General features: G+C 51.3%; 16 protein-coding genes. All 16 read left to right on the top strand.

From position 1 onward, the window contains the following. Positions 1-371: 371 nt before the first annotated feature. The 16 genes from rpsB to HMPREF9453_RS03600 all read left to right on the top strand — a co-directional run bounded on the left by rpsB (position 372) and on the right by HMPREF9453_RS03600 (position 18260). Positions 372-1145, top strand: a complete 774-nt coding sequence (gene rpsB, locus HMPREF9453_RS03675) for a 30S ribosomal protein S2 (protein ID WP_008859226.1) — start codon at positions 372-374, stop codon at positions 1143-1145. Positions 1146-1238: 93 nt separating this feature from the next. Next, on the top strand, positions 1239-2117 hold the full coding sequence (tsf, locus tag HMPREF9453_RS03670; protein ID WP_008859225.1) for a translation elongation factor Ts: 879 nt from the start codon (positions 1239-1241) through the stop codon (positions 2115-2117). 108 nt (positions 2118-2225) lie between these two features. Then, complete coding sequence (gene pyrH / locus HMPREF9453_RS03665) at positions 2226-2954, top strand: UMP kinase (protein WP_008859224.1); 729 nt, start codon at positions 2226-2228, stop codon at positions 2952-2954. 2 nt (positions 2955-2956) lie between these two features. Next, complete coding sequence (gene frr, locus HMPREF9453_RS03660) at positions 2957-3514, top strand: ribosome recycling factor (RefSeq protein WP_008859223.1); 558 nt, start codon at positions 2957-2959, stop codon at positions 3512-3514. Positions 3515-4453: 939 nt separating this feature from the next. Continuing rightward, positions 4454-5179: an isoprenyl transferase gene (locus HMPREF9453_RS03655; protein WP_008859222.1), complete on the top strand. Its 726-nt coding sequence runs from the start codon at positions 4454-4456 to the stop codon at positions 5177-5179. 8 nt (positions 5180-5187) lie between these two features. Next, the gene (locus tag HMPREF9453_RS03650; RefSeq protein WP_008859221.1) at positions 5188-5997 is read left to right on the top strand and encodes a phosphatidate cytidylyltransferase; all 810 of its coding nucleotides are present in this window, start codon (positions 5188-5190) and stop codon (positions 5995-5997) included. Positions 5998-6008: 11 nt separating this feature from the next. Next, positions 6009-7172, top strand: a complete 1164-nt coding sequence (locus HMPREF9453_RS03645) for a 1-deoxy-D-xylulose-5-phosphate reductoisomerase (RefSeq protein ID WP_008859220.1) — start codon at positions 6009-6011, stop codon at positions 7170-7172. After that, positions 7166-8191 carry an RIP metalloprotease RseP gene (gene rseP, locus HMPREF9453_RS03640; protein WP_008859219.1) on the top strand — a complete coding sequence of 342 codons (1026 nt, stop codon included), beginning with the start codon at positions 7166-7168 and terminating at the stop codon, positions 8189-8191. Before HMPREF9453_RS03645 ends, rseP begins: the two co-directional genes overlap by 7 nt. A 334-nt stretch (positions 8192-8525) precedes the next feature. Further along, complete coding sequence (ispG, locus tag HMPREF9453_RS03635) at positions 8526-9581, top strand: flavodoxin-dependent (E)-4-hydroxy-3-methylbut-2-enyl-diphosphate synthase (RefSeq protein ID WP_008859218.1); 1056 nt, start codon at positions 8526-8528, stop codon at positions 9579-9581. A 1684-nt stretch (positions 9582-11265) separates the two neighbouring features. Continuing rightward, the gene (locus HMPREF9453_RS03630) at positions 11266-12156 is read left to right on the top strand and encodes a fumarylacetoacetate hydrolase family protein (RefSeq protein WP_008859217.1); all 891 of its coding nucleotides are present in this window, start codon (positions 11266-11268) and stop codon (positions 12154-12156) included. Positions 12157-12282: 126 nt separating this feature from the next. Further along, on the top strand, positions 12283-13965 hold the full coding sequence (locus HMPREF9453_RS03625) for a glutamine--tRNA ligase/YqeY domain fusion protein (protein WP_008859216.1): 1683 nt from the start codon (positions 12283-12285) through the stop codon (positions 13963-13965). Between the two features lie 3 nt (positions 13966-13968). Further along, positions 13969-14658: a hypothetical protein gene (locus HMPREF9453_RS03620; RefSeq protein ID WP_008859215.1), complete on the top strand. Its 690-nt coding sequence runs from the start codon at positions 13969-13971 to the stop codon at positions 14656-14658. 91 nt (positions 14659-14749) lie between these two features. Further along, positions 14750-15178 (top strand): flavodoxin, encoded by a 429-nt coding sequence (locus HMPREF9453_RS03615; protein ID WP_008859214.1) that lies wholly within the window; start codon positions 14750-14752, stop codon positions 15176-15178. A 100-nt stretch (positions 15179-15278) separates the two neighbouring features. Continuing rightward, on the top strand, positions 15279-15716 hold the full coding sequence (locus HMPREF9453_RS03610; RefSeq protein WP_008859213.1) for a flavodoxin domain-containing protein: 438 nt from the start codon (positions 15279-15281) through the stop codon (positions 15714-15716). 40 nt (positions 15717-15756) lie between these two features. Then, the gene (locus tag HMPREF9453_RS03605) at positions 15757-16929 is read left to right on the top strand and encodes a pyridoxal phosphate-dependent aminotransferase (RefSeq protein ID WP_008859212.1); all 1173 of its coding nucleotides are present in this window, start codon (positions 15757-15759) and stop codon (positions 16927-16929) included. Between the two features lie 245 nt (positions 16930-17174). After that, a complete protein-coding gene (locus HMPREF9453_RS03600; RefSeq protein WP_008859211.1) occupies positions 17175-18260 on the top strand; it encodes a hypothetical protein in 1086 nt (361 codons plus the stop codon). Positions 18261-18267 lie beyond the last annotated feature (7 nt).

Genomic DNA, 18267 nt, shown 5'->3' with positions numbered 1-18267 from the left:
TTTTATAAGAATTTTTATGCACTGTTTCGTCATGGGCTTCCTTAAATAGCTCGCTATTCGCGTCAGCCCATTCCTCACATTGCATAAAAATTCAAGAATAAAAGCAAACAATGATTTAATCAGCGCTTCCATAGGGAGAACTCGTCCAAAGGGCGGTACCTCCAGATTCTCTCAATATACAAACATTGACAGACATCTCTGACCCGCCGAAAGGCGGGTTAAATTTTCCCCTTGCAAGTGTCCTTTCTTTTTGATAAAATAGAAAAGCTTGAGTACAAGTACACATGTCCGTGGATTTCGTATCTGTGCCCTCTGACAGGGTGGTTACGGGAGAAGAAGCGGGCAGAGGTTATTAACAGGAGGTTTTTATTATGTCAGTTGTATCCATGAAACAGTTGTTAGAAGCAGGCGTTCATTTTGGTCATCAGACCCGTCGCTGGAACCCGAAGATGGCTCGGTTCATTTTCACCGAACGCAACGGTATCTACATCATCGATCTGCAGAAGACCGTGAAGAAAGTAGAAGAAGCATATGCTTTCATCCGTGATGTAGCAGCTAAAGGCGAACCCATTCTCTTCGTAGGTACCAAGAAGCAGTCTCAGAATTCCGTGAAGGAAGAAGCTACCCGCTGCAATCAGTTCTATGTCAACGAACGCTGGCTCGGCGGCATGCTCACCAATTTCCGCACCATCCAGACCCGTATCAACCGTCTGAAAGAACTGGAAAAGATGTTTGAAGAAGGCACCACTGACCAGTATCCGAAGAAGGAAGTTATCCTTATGAAAAGAGAACTGGAAAAGCTGGAAAAGAACCTGGGCGGCATCAAAGACATGAAGAGACTGCCGGGAGCTATTTTCATCATCGATTCCAAGAAAGAAGAAATCGCTGTTTCCGAAGCTCACAAGCTCCATATCCCCGTTGTTGCTACCGTTGATACCAACTGCGATCCCGATGTCATTGATTATCCGATTCCTGCCAACGATGACGCTATCCGCGCTGTAAGACTGCTCACCAGCAAGATGGCTGACGCTGTTCTCGAAGGCCGTCAGGGCCAGCAGGAAGAAGCCGCTGCTGCTGAAGAAGCAGGCGAAGCTGCTGAAAACGCAGAAGAAACTGCTGAAGCTCCGGCTGAAGATAAGGAATAATCTTAACCTGTAAGGCAGGGGCTTCCTTAAAGCCCCGGGGCTTCGGCCCAAGAATCAGACAAACACCTTGAATTTTATGATGGAGGTCATAAGATGAAAATCACAGCTAGTATGGTAAAGGATCTGCGTACTAAAACCGGTGCAGGCATGATGGACTGCAAGAAAGCACTGGTTGAAGCTGATGGCGATGTAGAAAAGGCTGTAGACATTCTCCGTGAAAAGGGACTGTCCCAGGCTGCGAAGAAAGCAAGCCGCGTAGCTGCTGAAGGTGCTGTAGTTTCCGCTATCTCCGAAGATGGCAAAACCGGTACCATCGTTGAAGTCAACTGCGAAACCGATTTCGTAGGAAGCAATGATGATTTCAAGGCACTGGCTCACTCCATTGCACAGCAGATTATCGCCGTAAATCCGGCTGATGTGGATGCTCTCCTGGCATCCGACATGAACGGCAAGTCCGTGAAAGACACCGTAACGGAAGCGGTTGCCAAGATCGGCGAAAACATTTCCGTTCGCCGCTTCGTCCGCTATGAAAGCGCTGAGGGCAAAGTGTACAGCTATATCCATGGCGGCGGCAAGATCGGTGTCCTGGTAGAACTGAAAGGCGGAGACGACGAACTGGGCAAGGACATTGCCATGCAGGTTGCTGCTGCTAATCCTTCCTACCTGGACCGCAGCGAAGTTCCCCAGGCTGAAATCGAACACGAAAAAGAAGTTCTTGCTGTGGAAGCAAGAAACGAAGGAAAACCGGAAAAGATCATCGAAAAGATGGTTCTTGGCAGAATCAACAAGTACTACAAGGAAGTATGCCTCGTAGACCAGGAATTCATCAAAGACGGCGATCTGACCATTGCCAAACTTCTGAAATCCAAGAATGCGGAAGTTCTTCGTTTCGCCCGTTACCAGCTTGGTGAAGGCATCGAAAAGAAGCAGGACGACCTGGCAGCAGAAGTTGCAAAACAGCTGAATCAGTAATCCTAACAATTATAAGAGGACACTTTTTAGTGTTCTCTTATTTTGTAAATGGGAGAAAATTACTATATAATAAATAGAGAACTTTTATGTTATTTCTGGGGGTGTACCATGGAAGCTGAAACGAAACATTACAAAAGAGTTATGCTGAAATTGTCCGGTGAGGCGCTGGCCAACGACAAGGGATTCGGCATTGATCCGGAAGTGGTTTACAGGCTGGCCCGGGAAATCAAGGAAGCCTGCGAATCGGGCGTAGAAGTGGCTGTAGTCGTAGGCGGCGGCAACATCTGGAGAGGCCTGAAAGGCAGCCAGGGCGGCATGGACCGTGCATCCGCCGACTACATGGGCATGCTGGCTACAGTTATCAACTCCGTGGCTCTGCAGGATGCACTGGAAAAACTGGGCGTATCCACCCGCGTGCAGACCGCCATTGAAATGCGGCAGATTGCGGAACCCTATATCCGCCGCCGCGCCATTCGGCATCTGGAAAAGGGAAGGGTAGTCATCTTCGGCGCCGGCACCGGCAATCCCTATTTCACCACCGATACCACCGCGGCTCTGCGCAGCGCCGAAATCGAGGCAGACGTTATGCTCATGGCAAAGAAACAGACCGACGGCGTATACGATGCAGATCCCAAGTACCATCCGGAAGCCAAAATGTTTACGCACCTCACCTACAACGATGTACTGCAGAAACAGCTGGCTGTCATGGATAACACGGCCATTACACTGTGCATGAATAATAATATTCCTATTGTTGTCTTTAATATCGACGTTCCCGGAAATATTGTCAAAGCGTGCAAAGGCGAAACCCTGGGCACCCTCATTGAAAGGAAATAATTATGTACGAAGACGAACTGAAAACCTTATCCGAAAAAATGGACAAGTCCATCAACGCCCTGAAGAGCGAATTTACCTCCATCCGTACAGGCCAGGCCAATGCCAGCCTGCTGGACCGAATTTTCGTAGAATATTATGGCAGCCGCACCCCGGTGACCCAGGTAGCCTCCGTTACCGTACCGGAAGCCAGGATGCTGGTAGTGCAGCCCTGGGATAAATCTCTGTTGAAAGAAATTGAAAAAGCCATCCTCCAGTCCGACCTGGGCCTGGTTCCCATGAACGATGGAAACCTCATCCGCATGGCCATTCCCCAGCTCACAGAAGAAAGACGTAAAGAACTGGTAAAAGTGGTCAATAAGAAATCGGAAGAAGCCAAAGTCGCAGTCCGCAACATCCGCCGCGACGGCAACGTATTCCTCAAAAAAGAAGAAAAGAACAGCGACGTGTCCAAAGACATCATCAAAGATACGGAAGACAAAATTCAGAAGCTCACTGACAAGAAGATTAAAGAAGTAGAAGCAGTGACCGAAAGAAAAATCAAAGAAATCATGTCCGTTTGAGACCTCTTCACGGGCAGGGCTGAGAGGATTTTCCCTGAAAGGGTTATAATTGGGCGCCTTTACATCATAAAAGGCGCCCTCTTATGATGTAACTGTTTTAGCCTGTGAGCTGGTGGCGGCCGGGATCGGGGCATGCTTTCCCGTATTCCTAGAGGGGCCTGTGGCTATGAGGGTTGTGGCAGGCCCTTAAATAGATGGCGCCAGTTTGTATAAAACCGCGGTAGTGACCCGGTGGGCTGTGAAAACCATACAACCGCCCTGCGGGCGTCGGAAATGCACCCCTTTTGGTGGCTGGCGCCACCACCTTCCCCCCGGCGGGGGGACTTTATTCTTCGCTATGCGTTAGCTTTATTCTGCCTCTGTGCACATCCTGCATAGGATGTGCAAGTCGGTCAAAGTAGGCCCTTAGCCTGCCCATAAAAGGGCCTTCCTTTCGATTGACCGACCGAACTGCGGGGGAAGTCTGGCGAAGCCGGATAGGGGGAGGCGAGCGCAGCGAGCCAGTCAGCAGAATGCGTATCAAGCTATATGACCCATAACGACAATCCCGTAACGCTGATTTTATAAGCATTGCCCCCTAAAGGGGAAACGACTCACTACATTTTGCGCGTCGCTAGCGCTCCTTCAAAATGTGTTCGCTGTGCACCGAAGGGCAATCCGCAACCCTCGGCCGAAAGGCCGTCAAACTTAAGAACCCTCCGGCCCATAGGTCCGGTCCATCTTAAGAACCTTCCCTCATAACGCTGACTTCATAAGCATAGCCGCCAAAAGCGGCTATCCACAACCCTCGGCCTGAAAGGCCGTTGCCCCCTGAGCGAAAGCGAACACAACCCGCCGCCGTCAGGCGGCCACAACCCTCGGGCCGTAGGCCCGTCAACCCTCACACCGAAGGTGTGTCCAAGCAATTAAATCTTTGTATCCTGAAACGAGGAATGATATATGTCTGATAAAAAGGCATTTCCTGAACATGTGGCCATCATTCTGGATGGCAATGGCCGGTGGGCCAGAGAGAGAGGCCGGGAGAGAACTTACGGGCACCAGGTAGGTGCCGCCAATGTGAAGACCATTGTACGGGCTGCCGGACATATGGGGATCAAGGTGCTCACTCTCTACGCCTTCTCTACGGAGAACTGGAAAAGACCGTCTCTGGAAGTACGCTTCCTGATGAAGCTTTTTAAAAATTATCTGATTTCCCAGTTGAAAGAGCTGGTGGAGGACAATGTGCAGGTCCACATTGTGGGCGATACGTCCGTCCTTTCCGAAGGCCTTCGGAAGGGCATTGCAGAGTGCGAGCGGGACACGGCCAAAAATGACGGCATGGTGCTCAATGTGGCCATCAATTACGGCGGCCGTATGGAAATTGTCCATGCTATGCGTGAAATAGCCGAAAAAGTAGAGAGGGGAGAGATTGATCCTTCTACTATTTCTGAAGATACGGTGAAAGCCCATCTCTATCCCTCCGATGCCATGGATGTGGATCTTCTCATCCGCACAGGCGGGGAGTCCCGTATTTCCAATTTTCTTCTCTGGCAGGCTTCCTACAGCGAGCTCTATTTTACTCCCGTGCTGTGGCCCGATTTCACAAAAGAAGAGCTTGAAAAGGCTGTGGACTGGTACACCGGAAGGGACCGCCGGTTCGGCGGTCTCACGGAAAAGGATCACTAGGAGGTATTATGAAAGTTCGTGTTTTGACTGCCATTGTGGGAATTATCGCCGTGCTCTGCCTGGTGTGGCTGGGCGGCTGGTTCCTTACGGGAGCGGTATTCCTTGTTTCCCTCATAGCCCTGGCGGAGTACGATCGCATGCTGAAGCAGCTTTCCATCCGCATCTACCGTATTCCTGCGGCCATTGCCATAGGGGCGGTGGTGCTGTCTGCCGGCTTCTATTCCGTGAAGGTCTTTACAGCGGTGATTTTCCTTTCCTTCTGTCTCCTTCTTTTCCTCATTCTTTCCATTAAGAAGGAAGAAATGACAAATCTGGTGTACACCTCCTTCGGGAGTCTTTATTTCGGCCTGGGCTTTGGCACCCTGGCCCTTCTCCGGGGCAGCCGGGAGCTGCTTCCCGCAGGGGCAGTGAACGGGGATCCGGGGATTTTCCTTATCCTCTTTGCCCTGGTGTGCACCTGGGCCAGCGATTCCTTCGCCTACCTGGCGGGGAAGAGTTTTGGGAAACACAAAATGGCGCCCCATATCAGCCCCAATAAGACAGTGGAAGGACTGATCGGCGGCGTTCTGGGCTGCGTAGTGCTGGGCATGGCCATTGCCTATGGTTTTTCCTACGACATGACCCATGCTTTCTTCCTCTCCCTCATGGCGGCCGTTATGGCGCCTGTTGGGGACCTCTTTGAGTCCTACATCAAGCGGGCCTGTGATATTAAGGATTCCGGAAACATTCTTCCAGGTCACGGCGGCATGATGGACCGTTTCGACAGTCTGCTTTTTGTAGCGCCGTCCCTGGCGGCGGTGCTGGCCCTGCTTAGGTGAAAGGAGTTTTTATGAAGGAAATTGCAGTATTAGGTTCTACCGGTTCCATCGGTACCCAGACGCTGGACGTGATCCGCTCTCATCCGGACCTTTTCCATGCCCGGGTGCTCTGCGCTAACAAAAGCGTGGAAAAGCTTCTCCGGCAGGCAGAAGAATTTCATCCTGCCGCTGTCGTAGTCTGTGATGAAGAAGCGGGCAGGGAATTCAAATCTCTCTATACAGGACCGGCTGAAGTGATCATCGGGCAGGAGGGCCTTACTGAAGCCGCCCTTCGGGATGACGTAGATCTGGTGCTGGTGGCAGTGGTGGGCATTGCAGGACTGGCCCCCACTCTGGCTGCTATTGGAGCAGAAAAGGAACTGGCTCTGGCCAATAAGGAAACCCTGGTGGCCGGCGGCAGTCTGGTGCTGGCGGAAGCAAGAAAGCACCATGTCCTCATCCGTCCCGTGGACAGCGAGCACAGCGCCATTTTCCAGTGCATGCTGGGACAGGACAGAAAGCATATCCATAAACTTCTCCTCACCGCCTCCGGCGGTCCCTTTCGGGGGAAAACAAGGGAAGAACTGAAAAAGGTGACTCTGGCCGATGCTATGAAGCATCCTACCTGGAACATGGGCATGAAAGTGACCCTGGATTCGGCCACCATGTTCAACAAGGGCCTGGAAGTCATCGAAGCCCACTGGCTCTTCAACGTGGACTACGATGATATTGAAGTGATCGTCCAGCCCCAGAGCCTGATCCACTCCATGGTAGAATATGATGACGGCTCCATTATGGCCCAGATAGGAAATCCCGACATGCGTCTGCCTATCCAGTTCGCCCTGACCTATCCGGAAAGACTGCCTTCCCCTTCGAGGCAGTACGTCAACTGGCGGGACATAGCCTCCATTATTATTGAAAAGCCGGACCTGGAAGTTTTCCGCTCCCTGAAAATGGCCTATGAAGCCGGGAAACAAGGAGGCACCGCAGGCACCGCCTTCAACGCAGCCAATGAAGAAGCTATCCGCGCCTTCATCGCCGGCCGTATTTCATTCCTTTCCATTTATGACGTGGTGGAAGAAACCCTTTCTAGGTTTATCTCCCGTGAAATTCACTCCTATGAGGACATTATGGAAGCAGACCGGCTGGCAAGAGCTCTGGCAGAAAGTGAAATCCGGAGGATCGCTCCATGTTAGTCAATATTCTGGCTCCCATTTTCGTTTTTGCAGTGATCGTCCTTATCCATGAAGGCGGCCATTTCCTGATGGCCAAGTTCACCGGCATGAAAGTAGAAGAATTTGCCGTAGGCTTTGGACCCAAACTGGGCGGTATAAAAAGGGGAGAAACCCTTTATTCCCTTCGGTCCATCCCCCTGGGAGGATTCAACCGCATCGCCGGCATGGACAGCAGTGATAAAAACGATGACCCCCGGGCCTTCGTGAACCGTCCCGTCTGGGCCAGACTGCTTGTCATTGCGGCAGGCTCCGTTTTTAATGTGCTTCTTGCCTTTTTCATCTTTGCTGGCGCCTTTCTCTACGCAGGATATCAGACATTCCCGGACCTTCCCGTCGTAGGCGGCGTCCTCTCCGGCACCTCTGCAGAAAAGCAGGGCATAGAGAAGGGGGATACCATCCTCACCGTGGCCGGCCGGAAAGTGGATACCTGGACGGACATCGGAAAAATCACAAAAACCCTGGACACCCGTATCGTCCCCGTCACCGTGAGCCATGAAGGAGAAGAGAAAACCCTCACCATCATGATGACAGACGGTGACAATGGTCGGCCCATCATCGGCATTTCTCCCTACCTGGAACACCATGACGTAGGCTTGGGAGAGGCCTTCCTTATGGGCGGAGAGCGCTGCCTCTTCCTACTTAAAATGATGGTCACCGGTCTCGTCGATATGATTTCCGGCCACGAAGCAGACGTAGCCGGCCCCATCGGCGTCGCCCGCATGAGCGCCCAGGTAGCTGACACCGGCTTTCTCTCCCTCCTTCTCTTCATCGCCCTCCTCAGCCTGAACCTGGGCTTCCTGAACCTTCTCCCCATACCCCTTCTGGACGGAGGCGTCCTCATCCTGACTCTTATCGAGGGCGTGAGCGGAAGAGAACTTCCGGAAAAAGCGCTCTACTACATACAGGCCGTAGGAGTCACCATTCTTCTGGGACTCTTCCTCTTCGCCATGAGCAATGATATTCAGGGACTGATGAAATAAGGCCGTCAAACTTACGAACCCTCCAGCCGTGAGGCCGGTCAATCTTAAGAACTTCACGCCGCAGGCGTGTGCAAGGGCGGAGCAGGCACCTACCCTTGGAACCTTCTGGACCCGGGCCACAGAGTGGCCCCATGGCGATCACACAACCCTTCTACACAACCTGCGGCACCAGCCTTAACCTTTTTTATCTGCGGCGAAGCCGCTACCGCAACCCTCGGCCTGAAAGGCCGTCAAACTTACGAACCCTTCGGCCAACGGCCGGTCAATCTTAAGAACCCTCACATCAAAGAGGTGTCCATGAATACGTTATTTATCCAAACAATCAGGTGATAAAATGGAAAAAACCAGACAGATCCATGTAGGCACCGTTGCCATAGGCGGCGGCGCGCCCATTGCCATTCAGTCCATGAGTACCTTCAGCCCTGTGGATACAGAATATGCGGCAGCCCAGATCAATGCCCTCCACAAAGCGGGCGCCGACATTGTCCGGGTGGCGGTGCCCGATAGAAAGGCCGCCGAATCCCTGGGGGCCCTTCGGGAAAAAGTGGACGTGCCGCTGGTGGCGGATATCCATTTCGACTACCGCCTTGCCCTGACCGCCATGGAACAGGGCATTGATGCCCTCCGTATTAACCCGGGAAACATCGGCAGCCGGGACAATGTAGTGAAAGTGGTGGACATGGCCAGGGAAAAACAGATTCCCATCCGCATCGGTATTAACGCCGGCTCCCTGCCTCAGCACATTCTCGACGCATACGGCGGCCATCCCACGGCGGAAGGCATGGTGGCCGGCGCCATGGAACATGTGAAAATCCTGGAAGAAGAAAACTTCCACGATATCGTCATTTCCGTCAAATCCACTGACGTTCCCATGATGGTGAAGGCCAACCGCCTCCTTCATGAACAGGTGAACTATCCCCTTCATCTGGGCGTCACCGAAGCAGGGACCCTCTATCGCGGCACCATTAAATCGGCCATCGGCATCGGCAGCCTCCTTCTGGACGGCATTGGCGATACCATCCGTGTCTCCCTCACCGATGACCCGTTGAAAGAAGTAAAAGCTGCCAGAGAGATCCTGAGCTCCGTGGGCATGCAGCAGTACGGCCCCGTCCTCGTCTCCTGCCCCACCTGCGGCCGCACCCAGGTGGATCTCATCCATATGGCTCAGGAAGTGGAAGAGAAAATCCAGAAATTCAAGAAACCCATCCGCGTAGCTGTCATGGGCTGCGCTGTCAATGGTCCCGGCGAAGCCAGAGAAGCAGACTTCGGCATAGCCGGTGGAAAAGGCAGCGGCCTCCTCTTCAGAAAAGGAAAAATCCTGAGGAGCGTGCCGGAAGAAGAACTGATTCCTGCCTTGATGGAAGAAATAGAGAAATTTGAAAATCAGTAATTTAAGGGCTGTGAATTCATTCATCACTGTAGCGCCCTATGAAACCCAGAAAAAGGACTTTGGCACTTACGAGTGCAAAGTCCTTTTTCTGTTGAATACATGTTTATATTGACTCTCTCCGGTTAACCTGGATATATTAAAAAATAATATGTCAACAAAAGCAAAAGACTCTAGCTTACAAAAAGGCGGAGGGAACATGATGGACAAGGTAAGGCGTGCAGGAATTCTGGGGACTGGGAGGTATGTGCCGGATCTTTGCCCAACAAGCTCAAGAGGGAGTGTGCAAAAAACACACCGGAAGGCAGTATGGGGGAAGCTGAAGGAAGTACTATATTTTATATGGGCGAAGCCCTGAGGATAGGTCCGTATTTTGAGTAGTAGAACTGATGCTGTTCCTCCGTCGCCTGACGGCGTGCACAGCGAACACATTTTGCGCGTCGCTAGCGCTCCATCAACCGCTGCTGTCACTGACTCACCGGATTTTCAGGTCGCTGATGCTCCTTTACAAATCCAGTTCGCTAGTGCAAAATGTGTTTGCTATGCATCGCTTTGCTCAGGGGGCCGCCGATTGGCGGTCAGGACCGCGATGGAGCATCCTATCGGTGCTCTGCCCCGTACACCCTTTCCCGCTTCGCGGGACTTCGCCCCGGTGGGAAGCATGTCACTGGATTTTCAGGTCGCTTCGCTCTCTTACAAATCCAGTTCCTTTGCCACCTCAAGGGGAAACGAGAAAATAGGTGGCACTGGATATTGTGTTACATATGACACAGACAGCCAATCCCGTAACGCTGACTTTATAAGCATTGCCCGCAGGGCAATCCACAACCCTCGGGGCCAAAGGCCCCGTCAAACTTAAGAACCCTTGGGCCGAAGGCCCATCCATCTTAAGAACCTTTCCCTCTGAACCTTCTGAGACCGGCGGTCTCGGCCCCCTTTGGTACTGCGTACCACCTTCCCGCCCCGCTGGGAAGCGTGTCACTGGATTCTCAGTTGCCTACGGCTCCTTGCGAATCCAGTTCCCTTGCCACCGCAAGCGGTGGGACAATAAGAGTGAGGGGCGAACCCTCTGTACCCTCACACCGCAGGTGTGTCCAATTGATGATTGCATTTCTTTTGCATATTCCGTAAAATGAAGAAAAAATTAATTTTTTTATTTTCCACGTTCACATAAAAGCGATTTTTTCTATTATATTAGTAGAAGGAACAAGTTTATAAAGCAATTCTGAAGGCACAGGCTTTCCTGCCAATCCTAGGTCCGGCAGGGAAGGGTATTTCAGACACGCGGGGATCCCCTTGTTTCCTTCCATCCAATTTGGCAAAAAAGGATAAAAGATATGAACTACACAATGAACCCAGGACTCTAAATCAGCTCCACATATGCAGAAATGACGGGAGACTCGTGTATGGCGCGCGCCGTCGTACTTCGGTACAGCAGCGGCCGTAGACCATGCAGACACCGAACTCATTGGGCATAGGGGATGGGAAGGTACCGGGGTTCTTTGTGGTGGGGGACGCGGAGCGGCCGCAGGTTATAGCAGCTGGCAGCTTACCATAATCTGCGGCGAAGCCGCATCCTTTTGATGCAAAGGCGCAGCCCTCAGCGCAAAGGGGGCCAATGAACTCTTTGAACCATCTCCTGTTCATGATATAATGTCCATAATCACCAATAGAAAGAAGGTATACCATGCAGAGACTTGTTTCTTATAATTACAACGGCCAGCGCCAGTGGGGCGTGCTGGCTTCTGATGGAGTTTCCATTTATTCCGCTGAGGATCTGGAGGAGACTTATTTCATTCCTTTGGGGGAGACTATGGAGGAGTTTATCGAGTCCGGCGAGGAGGGGCTTTTGAATCTGGCCAGGGCTTTGGAAATGAATGAGAAGGATAAATCCATCGAGCCTCTTTCTCTGAAGGATGTGCGGCTGGAGGTGCCTTTTTATCCTCGGCGCAATATTCTGTGCGTGGGCAAGAATTACCAGGCCCATGTGAAGGAATTTGATCAGAATGCCAATGCGAAGAATCCTGCTGTTCCTATTTTCTTTACGAAGGCCACCACATCTGTCATCGGTCCTGAGGAGGAAATCGACAGTCATCCGGCTGCGACGAAGGAAGTGGATTATGAAGGGGAGCTGGGCGTCATTATCGGCAAGCGGTGCACTAATGTGGCTGCAGAGGATGCCATGAAGTATGTGTATGGCTACACCATTATCAACGATGTGACAGCTCGGGATCTGCAGAGAAAGCACGTGCAGTGGTTCAAGGGGAAGAGTCTGGATACTTTCTGCCCCATGGGGCCTACGGTGATGGTGGGGGACTGGCCTGTGCCCTTTACTATTTACACGAAGGTAAACGGTCATCTCCGCCAGGAGGGGTCTACCAATGATTTGATTTTCTCCATTCCCCGGCTTATCGAGGTTCTTTCCGACGGCATGACGCTGCTTCCCGGCGATGTGATTGCCACCGGTACGCCCCAGGGAGTAGGTATGGGACAGAATCCGCCGCAGTTCCTGAAAAAGGGGGATGTGGTAGAAATCACCATCGATCCCATCGGCACTCTGAAGAATACAGTGAAATAAGGAATGTAAAAAGACCGGCTGCCCGGTCTTTTTTGATGCGCTTTTATCGGCGGAAATAGAAAAGAAGCGGCAGATATTGTATAATAAAACAAATATCCGTGATTCAAATGAATGGAGGAGATTACTATGGAAGAAAAAAGAGAAGCCGCTAACTTTATTGAAGCGGAAATCAATAAAGACATAGCCAATCATGTCTATGCCAATGGAAGGGTGCTCACCCGTTTCCCGCCGGAACCGAACGGCTATCTTCATATCGGTCATGTCAAGAGTATCTGCCTGAATTTTGGGCTTGGTGAAAAGTATCATGGCGCCACCAATGTTCGTTTCGATGATACGAACCCCACGAAGGAAAATCAGGAGTTTGTGGATTCCATTCTGGAAGATGTAAAGTGGCTGGGATTCAAATGGAAGGAACCGGTGCATTTTGCTTCCGACTATTTCCCGGAACTCTATGAGTTTGCCTGCAAGCTCATCCGCATGGGGCTGGCTTATGTAGATGATCAGAGCAGTGAGGAAATCCATAATACCCGCGGCGATCTGGAACATCCGGGGAAGGAAAGCCCCTGGAGAAACCGTTCCGTAGAAGAAAACCTGAAGCTTTTCCAGGAAATGAAGGAAGGCAAGTACAAGGATGGAGAAAAATGCCTCCGTGCCAAGATTGACATGGCTTCTCCGAACCTTGTCATGAGGGACCCTGTTATTTACCGCATCCTTCACGCCACCCACCACAGGACGGGAGACAAATGGTGCATTTATCCACTTTATGATTTTGCTCACCCTCTCTCTGATGCCCTGGAAGGCATTACCCATTCCATCTGCACCCTGGAATTTGAAGAAAGAAGACCTCTTTACAACTGGTGCCTCCAGGCCTTTGACGGCAAGGAAAAGCCGCGGCAGATCGAGTTTGCCCGCCTGAATGTGACCACCATGATAACCAGTAAGAGAAAGCTCCGTAAAATGGTGGAGGCCGGTCTGGTGTCCGGCTGGGATGATCCCCGTATGCCCACCATCTGCGGTATCAGAAGAAGAGGATACACTCCGGAATCTCTCCGTCATTTCTGCGATCTCATCGGCGTGGCCAAGGCAGACAACCTGGTGGATGTTTCCCTTCTGGAATACTGCATCCGGGAAGATCTGAAGGCCAAGGCACCCCGCATTATGGCAGTCATCGATCCGGTGAAGGTAGTGCTTACCAACTATCCGGAAGATAAGATCGAATACATGACCCTGGAAAATAATCCGGAAGATGAATCCATGGGTACCCGCCAGGTTCCTTTCGGACGGAATCTGTACATCGAAAGAGAAGATTTCATGGAGCATCCGGTCCATAAATTCTTCCGCATGACCCCGGGAAAGGAAGTCCGTCTCAAAGGCGCCTACATTGTGAAATGCGAAGATGTAGTGAAGGACGGGGAAGGAAATATTACAGAAATCCACTGCACCGTGGACTTTGATACCAGAAGCGGCACACCCGGCGCCGACCGCAAGGTGAAGGGCACTCTTCACTGGGTATGCGCCGACACGGCGGTGGATGTGGAAACAAGGCTCTACGACTATCTCATTTCCCCGGATGACAAGGAAGACGGCAGGGACTTCATGGAAAAGGTGAATACCAACTCCCTTACTGTCATGAAGAGCAAAGCGGAACCGGCCATTAAGGAATACCCTGTAGGCAGCCGCTTCCAGTTCCTCCGGAAAGGCTATTTCATCATTGACCAGGACACCACCAAAGATCATCTGGTGTGCAACCGCATCGTAGGTCTCCGCGATACCTGGGCCAAACTGCAGAAGAAACAGGCAAAGGCGTAATCCATGAAGAGAGCATCTTTGGCGGCCTTCATGGCAGCATTCCTGATCTTTGCCGGCGCCTTGGAGGTTTCTGCAGCGGATAAGCTCAGTCTTTCGGGCATCGGCACCATGGACGTTCCGAAAAACATAACTTTCACCGAAGGCGCCCAGAATGCCCTGCCTTTCATGAAGGACGGCGGCACGAAGCGCTTCTTCATCCGGAAAGGCATGTCTAACAGCCAGTATTACACCATGACCTGGAAGAAGGGCCCTGACTTTTCCTACGGATGGGCCATGTCCCATGAAGCAGGAATCCCTTTTCTGCAGGACATCGGGGAATTCAAACACAAGGACGATAAGCCGGAAGCCCAGATGGACATCATGGCAGCATGGCTGAACCGGCAGCTGACTCAACAGGGTGCCGTCTTCGAAGGCCCGTCGCCCCTGCAGAAAATCAATGACAGCAGGCACCCCAGATGGGAGGGCTTCGTGAAGGTGAAGACCACGGAGCAGGGTATTACATACAATGAAGCTTATACCATCATTCTCCAGTGCGATGGTTATTTCACAACTCTGGGCATCTTCAACACCGACGGCGACAGGGCAGACATTACGGAAGACGTAAGGAAAATGGTTTCGAAACGGAAATTTCCGAAAAAGGTGACGCTCCTGGATCTTTCTAAAAAAGGCACATCCCTGACTGAATGGGATTAATTGTTTTTAGAAATTGACAAGGAGCTCTGGAATCAGTAAGATAGAAGAGTAAGGCATTTTATCAATTAGATATTGATAGGAGGAATTTTAAATGGCAAAAGTTGCAATTGTATATTGGTCCGGTTCCGGTAACACAGAAGCTATGGCTCAGGCTGTAGAAGAAGGTGCAAAGGCTGCAGGCGCAGAAACTACTCTTTCCTTCGTCAGCGACACCACCGCTTCCGATGTAGCTGCCTATGACCACATTATTCTCGGCTGCCCGGCTATGGGAAATGAAGAACTGGAAGAATATGAATTCGAACCGTTCTTCGAAGAACTGCTTCCTCAGCTCAAGGGCAAAGTGGTAGCCATCTTCGGTTCCTATGCATGGAACCAGGGCGACTGGATCGAAAACTGGAAGAAACGTTTTGACGAAGCAGGCATCAAACTGGCTGCTGACCCCGTCAAAGCATACAGCTATCCTGATGACGATGCACTGGAAGCATGCAAGAAACTGGGCGAAACTGTAGCTAAGGCATAATTTCAGAGATAAGAAGAGCGTTCTTTTTTAAGGACGCTTCTTTTTTTAGGGGAAGAAGGCTGTGAAGCCTTAAAACCCTGTTAGTATAAAGGAGGCCATTATGTCAGAAAAAGTGGCTGTGATTTACTACTCTGCCACAGGAAATACGGAAGCCATGGCAGAGGCTGTGGCAGTGGGCGCCAAAAGCACCGGCGCCGAAGTGCTTCTGGCACCGGTTTCCGATGTGGATCCTGTGGAAATCGGAAACACCTACCATCATATTATCCTGGGCTGCAGCGCCTGGGGAGTCGAGGTCATTGAAGAGGCCCAGATGAAACCTTTCTGTAATAAACTGAAGCCCTATTTGAAGGGGAAAATCATGGGTATTTTCGGTTCCTGCGGATGGAGCCGGGGAGCCTGGCTCAATTCCTGGTACAATGAACTCCATTTTGCCGGCGCTTCTTTCCCGGCCCAGCCTCTTCTGGCTTACGGCTATCCCGATGAGCCGTCGCTTAAGAAGTGCGAGGAACTGGGAAAGAAAGTGGCGGAAACGAAGTAAGGCGCCTTTCCATATTTCATATTGAAGGAGATTATATAGAATGAATTGGGATGAAAAAGTGGCATCCAATATTAAAGCGGTGCCTTTTTCCGGTATTCGTAAATTTTTCGATCTGGCCAGCTCCATGAAGGACGTGATTTCCCTGGGTGTAGGGGAACCGGACTATTCGGCTCCGGATAAGGTGATTGATGCCTGCATGGAAAGCCTGAAACGGAAAGAAACCTCCTATACGTCCAACTGGGGGCTTCTCCCGCTGCGCCAGGAAATTGCAAAACTTTTCCATAACCGATACCATGTGGATTATGATCCGGTGGATGAAATCATGGTGACTGTAGGCGTTTCCGAAGCCATCGGCGTCGTCATGACCACCCTCCTCAATCCGGGAGACGAAGTACTCATTCCGGATCCCGCTTACCTGGCTTACCCTGCCTGCGTATCCATCGCCCGGGGCAAACCGGTGCTGGTGCCTACCAGGGCTGAAGATGAATTCAAACTCACTGTGGAAGAACTGGAAAAGAAAGTGACTCCCCAGACCAAGGCTATCCTTATTGGCTACCCCAATAACCCCACCGGCACTGTCATGGACAGAGGGTCTCTGGAAAAAATCGCCGACTTTGCCCAAAAGCATGACCTGGTGGTGATTTCCGATGAAATCTACTGCGATCTTACCTATGAAGGCACCCATACCTGCTTTGCATCGCTGCCGGGCATGAAGGAAAGAACCCTCACCATGAATGGATTCTCCAAATCCTATGCCATGACGGGCCTTCGCATCGGCTATATCTGCGGACCCCGTGAAATCATGGAGCAGATTTACAAAGTCCACCAGTATGAAATCCTCTGCGCCAGCGTCACCAGCCAGTATGGTGCTATCGCAGCTCTCAAGTACTGCGATGACGATGTAAAGGCCATGTATGATGAATACGCCGCCCGCAGGGAAATGGTCTACGAAGGACTGAAGAAAATCGGCCTTTCCGTGTTCAAGCCCAAAGGGGCCTTCTACATTTTCCCCGATATCAGCATCACCGGCATGGATGACGAAGAATTCGCCGACCGCCTGCTGAAGGAAGAAAAGGTAGGGGTAGTGCCGGGGTCCTGCTTTGGTCCTCAGGGAAAGAACCACATTCGTATTTCCTACGCTGCCAGCCGGGAAAATCTGGCGGAAGCGCTGAAACGAATCGGTCATTTTGTAGATAAGTATAGAAAGAATTAAAGAAGAGGGGCTGTGAAAAATGGTTTACATTTTTTCACAGCCTTTTTTGTATACATTCATTTTCACGGGAATTGACCAAATGACCGCCTGCTGCCTGCCTCTATGTCATTGCAGGGGATGCGGCCTGTGGTTATGGGTAGGCCCTTCGGGGCTTTCCGCCCCCTTGACAGAAGAGGTTTACACCTTCATAATAAACTAGTACCCTTACGTCCAGGTACTTTTGCATTTTGTTAAGGAGACTGCCCATGAAATATAGAATGAAGGCGGCGCTGCTGGCCATTTGTGTTTCTGCCTGCAGTGCCTTTGGTTTTTCTGTTTATGCCGAGGGGTCCCATGCGGCAGCTGCCGTTTCTGATCAGACGGCAGGGGCCGGCGTGAATCACTCTGCAGAGAAGAAGCAGGGGGGAGAGGCCCATAGCCTTTTCCCGATTTCCGGAAAGACGCTTTCTGCCTTCGATTTTTCTGTGGGCGGTGTGTCTCTGGGAGATTCTATTTCTTCTCTTTCTTCTCGAGGGACGGCGGAAAAGGTCATCCATGAGAATACCAGGGATTCTTATATCTTTAAAGATATGACGGTAAAGAGGACAGCGCCTTTTCTTCTTTCCTATTCCCACCGCGTAGATCTGCCGGAGGATTTCAAGTTTCCCGGAAAAGGAATATCGGAAATTGATGTGTCCGGTGCAGGCGCAAAGACGCCCCGGGGGATTGGCGTGGGCAGCAGCCGGGAGGATGTGCTTCGTGCTTATGGCAGGCCCCTTATGGTTCTTTGGGACGGCAGGGGAAAATCTTTTCATTTCCGCTATGGTTCAGGCCTGCAGGAAATGGATGTGACTCTCACCGGTGACAAGGTGTCTTCCATTCGTCTTGCGTCGCTCACTTCTCCAGTGAAAAGGGGAGATGTTTCCTATGACAGCGGCGAAGGTCCCCTGTACCTGGGAGACCGTGATTTCAAGGTGGCTGGCTATGAGCTGGGAAGTACTTTCCAGGCTCATCCTTTTGAGGAATGGGAGAAGAAGATGGCTAATCCCAAGGAGGAAATCCTTTATTTCCCGGGTTATGCAGTGCGCCTTACGGTGAAGAGTTCTCTGATTTCCGCCCTCTTTCTCACGGATAACCGAATGGTCACTTCCCGGGGTTTGTCTCTGGGGGATGATGTGTCTACGGTGGATCTGCTTTACGGGAAGCCGCACCGGGTAGAAATGAATGTGTCCGGCAGCGAGCCGAAGACGTCTTACATTTATTTTTCCAAAGGGAAAAGTGATGTACTGATTATTAATTTTTCAAAGAATAAGGTGGAAGGCATTGTGAATGCCATGAATCCCACGAAGTAATGAACCG

Source organism: Dialister succinatiphilus YIT 11850 (assembly GCF_000242435.1).
Classification (GTDB): domain Bacteria; phylum Bacillota; class Negativicutes; order Veillonellales; family Dialisteraceae; genus Dialister; species Dialister succinatiphilus.
This window is presented reverse-complemented; position numbering and strand designations above follow the sequence as displayed.